Annotated in this window: 5 protein-coding genes; 4 read left to right on the top strand and 1 reads right to left on the bottom strand. The window is 53.3% G+C overall.

Annotated elements, in window-relative coordinates; genetic code table 11:
* Positions 1 to 17: 17 nt before the first annotated feature.
* On the bottom strand, positions 18 to 188 hold the full coding sequence (locus A8O25_RS23420; protein ID WP_169818148.1) for a hypothetical protein: 171 nt from the start codon (positions 186 to 188) through the stop codon (positions 18 to 20).
* A gap of 331 nt (positions 189 to 519) precedes the next feature.
* On the opposite strand from A8O25_RS23420, the gene A8O25_RS21350 reads away from it, so the two are divergent.
* The 4 genes from A8O25_RS21350 (at position 520) to A8O25_RS21335 (ending at position 9,107) form a co-directional block, all read left to right on the top strand.
* Positions 520 to 6,378: a tandem-95 repeat protein gene (locus A8O25_RS21350; protein WP_082893819.1), complete on the top strand. Its 5,859-nt coding sequence runs from the start codon at positions 520 to 522 to the stop codon at positions 6,376 to 6,378.
* A gap of 6 nt (positions 6,379 to 6,384) precedes the next feature.
* On the top strand, positions 6,385 to 7,389 hold the full coding sequence (locus A8O25_RS21345; RefSeq protein WP_066839539.1) for a PorP/SprF family type IX secretion system membrane protein: 1,005 nt from the start codon (positions 6,385 to 6,387) through the stop codon (positions 7,387 to 7,389).
* A gap of 452 nt (positions 7,390 to 7,841) precedes the next feature.
* On the top strand, positions 7,842 to 8,087 hold the full coding sequence (locus tag A8O25_RS21340; RefSeq protein ID WP_066839537.1) for a hypothetical protein: 246 nt from the start codon (positions 7,842 to 7,844) through the stop codon (positions 8,085 to 8,087).
* Positions 8,088 to 8,714: 627 nt separating this feature from the next.
* Positions 8,715 to 9,107 (top strand): hypothetical protein, encoded by a 393-nt coding sequence (locus A8O25_RS21335; protein ID WP_066839535.1) that lies wholly within the window; start codon positions 8,715 to 8,717, stop codon positions 9,105 to 9,107.
* The last annotated feature ends 72 nt before the right edge of the window (positions 9,108 to 9,179 follow it).

The following is a 9,179-nucleotide window of genomic DNA, read 5'->3' as shown; positions in this document are numbered from 1 at the left end:
AAACAGGTCAGAAACGCTTAACGTCTTATTTTTCTGAACAGCCACATGACCAGTACAATGATCAAGACAATGATGATGACGGCCGTCCACATGCCGGCTTTGAAAATATCGCCAACCAGCTCGCAGCTGGAGAGTGTGAGCGTTACGAGCATCATCAACGCGAAGAAGTATCCCTGTAAGTTTTTCATAGTGGTAGTGTTAGGTCTAAACAATTGCTTTAGCTTCTGGTCATCAGGAACTATAGTAATTTTCTAATACTCCTTTTGTGGATAAAAGGTTGAAGAAAGGCCATAAATGCCTCAGTCAGAGAATGGCTCACCGGCAGCAGCTAGCCCGGTCTTGGTTTGCAGACAAGTTGAACAAATACTTACATGTAGGTAGTGAAATACCGGGTCTGTAATTTCCTTTTAATCAAGAATATGCTTTAATTTTGTGACCTGATGCCTAAAGCGCCATCTGTTCGCCTCCCCCACGCGCAGCCGCTGATTTTACTGGCACAATCACATTTAGCAAGTTTATATGCAAGACAAGTACTACTATGCCTTCCCTGGCCTATGGGCGAAGGGGCAGCGGGCAAATGTTGGACGTGCGGGGGAAACTGGTAGCCTTTCTGTTCTCTTCAAGTTAAGGCTCTTCGGCCTGCTGTCATTCTGTCTGTGGGGGCTTTTGCCCCTTGCGCATGCCCAGCGCATGGCGCCGGAGTGGAGCCAGCAAATGCCAGGAGGGAACATGGTGGCCCTGAAACGTGATGCGGCGGGGAATATTTATGTGACCGGTCAGAAATACGTTACAGGTTCTGGGTATGATTTTGTGACCAATAAATACAATGCTGCCGGGCAAGTGCTGTGGAGTAAAACTTATACGTATCCTTACTACGGCTCCAGTACCGGCTATTACGGCGGGTATACCTCTGAAGGTCCTGATGAACCGGTGGCCATGGCAGTTGACGCTGCGGGGAATGTTTATGTAGTAGGGAAAGTGACAACCGGTATTTATTATTATACCTGGAGTGACGGAGATTCCTCTCCCTCGTTCTCTACCAGTTATGGCATTGTTAAATACAATTCTGACGGGGATCAGGTCTGGACACGCACTTTCAGCGGGAGCGGGAGCTCAGGTCCAGGCAGCCTGCCCGAAGATATTGCGGTTGACGCAGCAGGCAATGTCTACGTGACCGGTACGGTTACAACCAATTACCGGACAGAATCTTACCGGTCAGGTTTCCCGTCAAGAACCAGATACAGAACCCTTTCAGACCAGATTTTCACTACGGTTAAATATAACGCAGCCGGTGATTTTCAGTGGGCTTCTTCCTACAACGGTACCGTTGATGCCTCAGACGCAGCCAAGGCTGTAACTGTTGATGGCTCTGGCAATGTGTATGTGGCCGGCACAGTGGCAGGGGGGACCAATAACAATAACCTTGGGCTGGTCAAATACAACGCTTCTGGCGCACAGCAGTGGGTGAAGATATATACCAACAGCACCAATGCTGACGAGGTGGTTGAAATGGAGGCAGACGGTGCCGGCAACCTGTATCTCATAGGATCTACCACCGGCTACACGTATGATCCATCCTGGGGAAGCAATATGCTGGATCCAATCAAATGCGATTTCCTCACCCTGAAATACCGCATGTCAGACGGTGCCCAACTTTGGGCCAGAGCCTATAACGGGCCGGGGAACAACACAGATGCCGCCAGAGCGGTGACCGTAGATGCCGCAGGAAACGTGTATGTGGTTGGGTCTTCCATGAATAGCAATGTGCATTTGGCTACTGTGAAATATAACGCATCTGGTGCCCAGTTGTGGGCTAAAAGTAATGTCTTTGCCGCCTCCAGTACCTCTACCTCAAGCCCAGACGGGGCAAATGCCGTGGTGGTAGACGGCTCAGGGAATGTGTATGTGGCTGGCGGGAGCGGAGCCTACTTCTCTGGGGCTAAATACAACAGCGCTGGCGCACAGCAATGGAGTATTTATAACAACAAAGGTGGCGGAAGGTTTGGAGCCGTGGCCTTGGCCGTTGATGCAGCGGGAAACCCGTTCATGGCCGGTGATGACAAGGTGATCAAGTTCAGCCCTAATGCGATGCCAGTAGCGGTAAATGACACCTATGCCGTAGACGAGGACCAGACGCTGACCGTAACACTTGCAGATAACCACCTGCTCAAAAATGACACAGACGCAGATGGCAATCAGCTTACGGCCAAGGTGGTCACGCAGCCTGCTAAAGGCACGCTCACGCTGAATGCAGACGGCACCTTTACCTATACACCTGGTGCCAATGTCAACGGTACAGATTCTTTTACCTACCGGGCCCATGACGGCCGTGAAGACAGCCAGGACGCAGCCACCGTTACCATTACTATCCATCCGGTCAATGATGCACCCACTTGGGTGTTAACTACCATGCCTACGGTGGTTGACCAGGATGCCGGGTTACAGGTGGTCAATAATTTTGCCTCCTCTATAGAAGATGGGGACCCTGACCTGACCCAGAACTATTCCTTTGTCATTACTTCCAACAGCAAGCCCGACTTGTTTAAATCCATAGAGGTCTCCAGAGACGGCATGCTCATTTTTGAAACGGTGGCCGGGGCTTCTGGGGTGGCTACCATTGGGGTGAAGCTGAAAGATGATGGCGGTACCGCCCGGGGCGGAAAAGATGAAAGTGAGGTAAAAACCTACACCATTACGGTGCAGGCTACCAATGTAGCCCCTACCTTGGCCAACGTACCCGCCACGGTGACCATTGATGAGGTAAAGGCCTACACCTTTACCGCCACCGCCACAGATCCTGACCAGCCGGCGCAGACGCTTTCCTTCTCCTTAGAAAACGCCCCGGCCAGTGCCACCATAGAAGCCACCACCGGCAAATTTGCCTGGACACCTACTGAAGCCCAGGGGCCAGGCACATTTACGTTCAAAGTCAAAGTGTCTGACGGGATAGCGACTGCTGAGCAATCTGTTACCATTACCGTGAGGGAGGTAAACACCGCTCCGGCGCTGGCAAGTGTACCCGCTACCGTTTCTATTGAGGAAATGAAACTGTTCACCTTTACAGCGGTTGGCACAGATGTAGATCTTCCTAAGCAAAACCTGCTGTACTCTCTGTTGAACAGCCCCTCTGGCGCGCAGATTAACCCCACTACTGGCGTGTTCACCTGGACCCCTACTGAGGAGCAAGGCCCCAAGGTATATTCTAACATTACGGTACGGGTGTCAGATGGACTGGTCTCTGCAGACAAGACCATCACCATTACCGTTACAGAAGTAAACCTACCCCCCACGCTGGCCAACGTACCTGCCACGGCTACAATTCCTGAACTGCAGGCGTATTCTTTCACAGCCACGGCTACAGACGCAGACCGTCCAGTGCAGGCGCTCACGTTCTCCCTGGTGAATGCTCCTGCCGGTGCGGGGATCAACGCCAGCACAGGGGCTTTTACCTGGACCCCCACAGAGGCGCAGGGGCCCGGTGTGTATGCTTTCAAAGTTAGGGTGACAGATGGGGTAGGCACCGCTGAAAAAGACATCACAGTGACCGTGACAGAAGACAATACGCTGCCGGTGCTGGCAAACGTGCCCCTTTCGGCCTCTATACAAGAGGGGGCTGTGTACACGTTTGTGGCTTCAGCTACAGATGTAGATGAACCTGCGCAACCCCTTACCTTCTCCTTGGTGAATGGTCCGGCTGGGGCTGTTATTCATCCTGCCACGGGTGTCTTTACCTGGGAGCCGTCTGAAACGCAGGGGCCAAATGTCTTCTCGTTCAAAGTGAAGGTGTCTGACGGCCTGGGAGCGGTAGAGAAGGAAGTGAGCCTGACGGTCTCAGAAGTAAACGAAGCCCCGGTGCTGGCTGCCATTCCTGATAAAACAGCCAAAGAAAATGTGCTGCTCTCCTTCACGGTGTCGGCTACTGACGGAGATGTTCCTGCCAATACCCTGAGTTATGCGCTGATCAACGCTCCGCTGGGTGCCACTATCAATGCCACCACCGGGGTCTTCTCCTGGATGCCCACAGAGATACAAGGCCCAGATGTTTACGTGTTCACCGTACGGGTTCTGGACAATGGCAGTCCTGCCAAATATGCTGACCAGCAGGTGAAGGTGACGGTAGAAGAGGTGAACGAGGCCCCGGTTCTGAGTGGAGTGCCCGCTACTGCCACCATTGAGGAATTAAAGGCCTACACCTTCACCGCCACCGCCACAGATAAGGACATCCCAAACCAAAAACTGACGTTCAGCTTGCTCAATGCCCCTGCCGGTGCCACCATTAATGCCACTACTGGGGTCTTTTCCTGGACGCCCACAGAGGCACAGGGTGCCGGTTCTTATACATTCAAAGTGCGCGTGACAGACGGAGCGTTGGCAGATGAGGCCACTGTTACTTTACAGGTCACTGAAGTGAACGTGGCCCCTGTGTTGGCCGCCATTCAGAACCAGGTGACAGACGAAGAGAAACCGTTCACCTTTACTGCTTCCGCCACAGACGTAGATGTGCCAGCCCAGAGCCTGAGGTTTACGCTGCTCAATGGTCCGGCGGGGGCAACCATTAATGCCCAGACGGGAGTGTTTTCCTGGTTTCCCACAGAAGAGCAGGGACCAAAGGTGTATTCTATGACCGTGCAGGTATCAGATACGGGAACGCCCGCTCTGGTAGACGAGCAAACCTTTACCATTACGGTGAATGAGGTGAACAAAGCACCGGTACTAAGCAGTGTGCCCGCCACTGCCACCATTTGTGAGCAGCAGAGTTATACGTTTACCGCCGCCGCCGCAGATGCTGACCTGCCCGAGAATACCTTGCGGTTTACGTTAGTGAATGCCCCCGCCGGGGCAAGCATCAATGCCACTACCGGGGCTTTCTCCTGGACACCCGCCCTGAACCAGGGCGGCGCGCAATACACGGTCACCATACGGGTTTCTGATGGGGTGGCGCAGGCTGAAAAGCAGGTCAACATTACGGTAAACAAACTGCCTAAAATCTCAGCCCAGCCCCAAAGCAAAACCGTTTGCGTAGGGGGCAGTCACACATTTCAGGTGCAGACAGAGGGGACCAGCTTTGTCTATAGATGGCAGGTTGACCAGGGGACTGGCTTTGTAGATCTCTCTGACGTAGGCGTTTATGCGGGGGCAAAAACAGCTGCCTTAACGATCAATGGGGCGGTGGGCAGCCTGAACAATTACCGGTACCGGGTACAGGTGTCTGGGGAGTGTGTGCCCGGGGTGACGTCTCAGGTAGCAACGCTGCGGGTGGTACAACCCCTGCACGGAGGTGCCATCAGTGCCAACCAGACCGTCTGCTATAACGCGGCGCCCGCAGCACTGGAGAATACGGTTGCCGCAAGCGGAGGAGATGGCACCATTCAATACACTTGGGAGTCATCACAGAACAACAGCACCTGGACCGTGATTAGCGGGGCGAAAGGTACCTCATATGTACCAGGGGCCTTAACCAAGACCACCTACTTCCGGCGGAAAGTAAGTGCAGCAGACGGTTGCAGCACGGCGCAGTATTCAAATGTGGTGCAAGTAGAAGTGCAGAGCGAGCAAAAGGCGGGAACATTGGCTTCTGTTGCGCCTGTCTGCTACGGCACACCTCCCGCGGCACTGCAGGTGAGCGGGGAGCTGGGCAACATGCCCCTTTACCAGTGGCAGTCCTCTGCAGACAATGTGAACTGGCAAGACATAGCCGGTGCCCGCTCTGCCAGTTATGCCCCTGGTTCGCTTACTGCTTCTACTTATTTCCGCCGCAGGGTGACGTATGGCAACGGTGACTGTGGCGCCTTGTTCACCAATGCGGTGTGGGTAGTGGTGTATGGCCAGCTGCAAGCCGGGACTATCAGCGCTAGCCAGGTGGTCTACTACAGTGATGCGCCCGCCAAACTGATGTCTGACGCCCCGGCCACCGGCGGAAGCGGCACCCTTGCCTATCAATGGGAGTCGTCTAAGAACGGGACCTCCTTCTCTGCCATTCAAGGGGCCACCGGCATGACGTATCAACCAGGCCCGCTTACCCAGGATGCCTACTTCAGGCGCAGGGTAACAGATGGGGCCTGCGGTAGCCAGGTGAGCAACGTGGTGGCCATAAAGGTAGAGGTGCGCAAATTTGAGGAGCAGGAAATACCCAACGCCCTTTTCCCTAACGGCAGTGACCGGAACAAAACGTGGGGAATCTCCCATATGGGGCTCACTGGAAAAGTGCATGTGCGGGTGTTTGACAAGAGTGGCCGTGTCTTGTTCTCCACAGAGAAGCCCCAACAGGAATGGAACGGGACCTATAATGGCAAGCCGGTGCCGGAAGACACCTATTTCTACACGGTGCAGCTCACTAACGGGAAACAGTTGAAAGGATCAATCAGGGTTATTTATTAAGGCGTTATGAGAAGTTTTCAGCGGTATATACTAAAAGGGGTGCTGGGTCTGGTGTTGTGTGGCATGGGGTGGGAGGCAGTTGCCCAGTCTGACCGTCCGCTCTCCCAGTACGGCCGCCTGCCCTATTTTTATAATCCGGCGGCCGCCGGAATGGAAGATTTTACAGATCTCAAAGTGGGGTTCAAGCAGCAGTGGAGCGCTATGAACCAGGTGCCCCGCAGTTATATTCTGGCTGCCAGTCACGCGTTTAACGGAGTCAACCTGCCTAGTCTGGCCTCTTACGGCAAGAACAGGAGCGTGAAGCCCACCGCCCGGCATGCGCCCAAAGTAGGCATTAGCGGGTTTGTGCTGCAGGAGGCAGCCGGAGCCTACTCTGACTTGCAAACAGGTTTCTCTACCGCCGCCCACGTGCCGGTCTCCCGCAAATTTTACCTTTCTGCCGGGTTAACGCTGGGGTACAACCAGGTGAATGTGAAGCTGGAAGACCTTCGGGTGCGGGACCGGCAGGATTCTTACTACCAGGGGCTGTTGGGGGCCAACGGCTCGTTGCGGTATTTCTCGCTTGATGCCGGGTTGATGCTGTACTCTGACCAGACCTACATTGGGTACTCTGCCCAGAGACTCCTGCGGGTGCGCCTGAATGAGGAGCTAGACGGCAGTGGCAAAACCTATATCAGGCATACGGCCCTCTTAGGCCACACCTTTCAGTTAGACCAGGACTGGGAGCTGGCGCCCGGGGCCTTGGTCAGATATGAAGGGAATTTAGACCTGATAGTCAACCTGAATGCCAAAGTGCGCTACCGGAACATGGTATGGGTGGGAGCCGGGGTAGTGCCGGAAGGTTCTGTGTCTGCCCTGGTGGGCTTTGCCCCTACCAACCGGTTCACCCTCAACTACAGCTATGACTACAGCATAGCCGGGGCCAACGAGTTTGACTTTGGTGACAGCCATGAACTAGTAGTAGGCATGGCCCTCTTTAAAAAATCTAACCAGCGGGCTATCATGTGGTAAACTTTACCTGAGCCAAGTATACGTCACAGGATGCGGGTTCTGTTTTGGGGCTGTTTTTAGAAAAACAGCCCCAAAACAGAACCCGCATTTTACTTATACCACATTTTGGATTTTTGTACCCATGGCAGGTGTCTGTGTCTATGGTTTGCCTGGATATTGGATCTGCTGGCGAAAAGCGGGCAGAGGCATGGTGTTGCTGCTGCCGGTCAAACAGCCTGTGACAGCAAGGCCAGAGGGCTGCAAGTGAGGGCGCAGGCTGTGGTTAAATCCTGATTAGGGCAGGAAAACTTACTGCTTAAAAGATGTTATGGTAGAAGTTGGGTACATGAATTAGAGCACAACCTAACAAAGTTAGTATTTGTACTATAGAGGTTGAACTTTTTTGATACATGTTGTATTTATCCTATAGCACATCGTGCCAATTTAACCCCTATAAAGCTAGTGCCGCTGCTATGACTGATTTTTACTCGGCCCAAACGGAGCCTATCACTGTTGAAAATTTAGTGCTGGCCATGAGGCTGAGCCGTATGGGGCATTCCTCAGAATTCATCACGGGCTTTGTCACCGGCTCCTGGAGCCCTATGCCGGCCGCACCGGCCGCCATTAATGAGCCTTGCCTGGATCTGGTGCTCCCTGGTCGGCAAAGGGTAGCTGAGAACTCCTGGTCAAATTTAGCGGGCGCCAAACAGTCTGCGTAATCCCTGCATAGCCTTTCTCTAACGGAAACCAATCTTTCACCTGGTACCCTGCTGAACTAGCCAAACTTGTCAGGAACGGTGAGGTGGTGGAGTACAGATGGCATTGCGCGGTGAGGAGGCATGAATCCAACCTTTGTAAGTCTATTTCTCTTCTTTGGCTGCACTACCTTCCGCTCTTGAGCGGGAAAAGGGATACTGGTGGGGCAATCCAGTCTCCGTTGTCTGCCAAAGGTGCAGTAGAAGCTTTTTAGCCGCACCGGAGTGACTGCCGCCGTTCTGGGTTTTTTACTTTATTGGACTGGCTCCCGTACCTGGGTAAGCAAAAGCTGTGTTGTACGGGCGGGTTTTCATGGCTGCTCCTTCAGAGGCTCCTGCTACAGCAGATCACTAGTGGGCTGCCGTCCTGCTCTTTCTCCTTCTACAGAATATAAACCAGGGCCTGCTACAACTACCTCCCAGGAACCCCAGAGGTTGGCCAGCTGCTCACCCAAAAGAGAGTCGGCAGAGAGTGCTCATTCTTCATTCGGTTGTTTTGACGTGTCTGGTTCTATGGTTGACAATTGTTTGTCTGCAAGAAAGTTCCTCCTGTGAAATTTGCGGCTGAAGCAGAGTTTCTAACTTTAGGGCATGAATACAAAGATACTACTGGCTGCCAGCGCCTTCCTGCTGGGCGGCTTAGGATTGGCCGCTTCTTTTTTTCCGGAGGAAATCCTCACAATGCTGGGGGAGCCGATGGCGGGAACCGGCCCCTTGTTGGTGCAGCTGCTGGGAGCTCTTTATCTGGGCTTTGGTATGCTGAACTGGATGTCTAAAGGTGTAGTGATGGGCGGAATTTATGCCCGCCCGCTAGTGATGGGAAACCTGCTGCACTTCTTTGCGGGTGCAATGGCCTTGCTTAAACAGACGCAGGCAGGTACACCAGAAGCTTTCTGGGGGCTGGCGGTAATCTATGTGCTGCTGGCAGTCTTGTTTGGAGTGACCATGTTCCGGCATCCTTTGAAAGAAAAAGCCTCTGTTTAAGATTTTGTGGGTCTTTGCCTGTTTCTGTTTTCGGCCTGTATTTAACCAAACGCGAAAACAGCAATGACAAGG

It is taken from the genome of Rufibacter ruber, assembly GCF_001647275.1.
GTDB lineage: Bacteria > Bacteroidota > Bacteroidia > Cytophagales > Hymenobacteraceae > Nibribacter > Nibribacter ruber_C.
The sequence above is the reverse complement of the archived record's forward strand: the minus strand, read 5'-3'. Positions and strand labels throughout refer to the sequence as shown.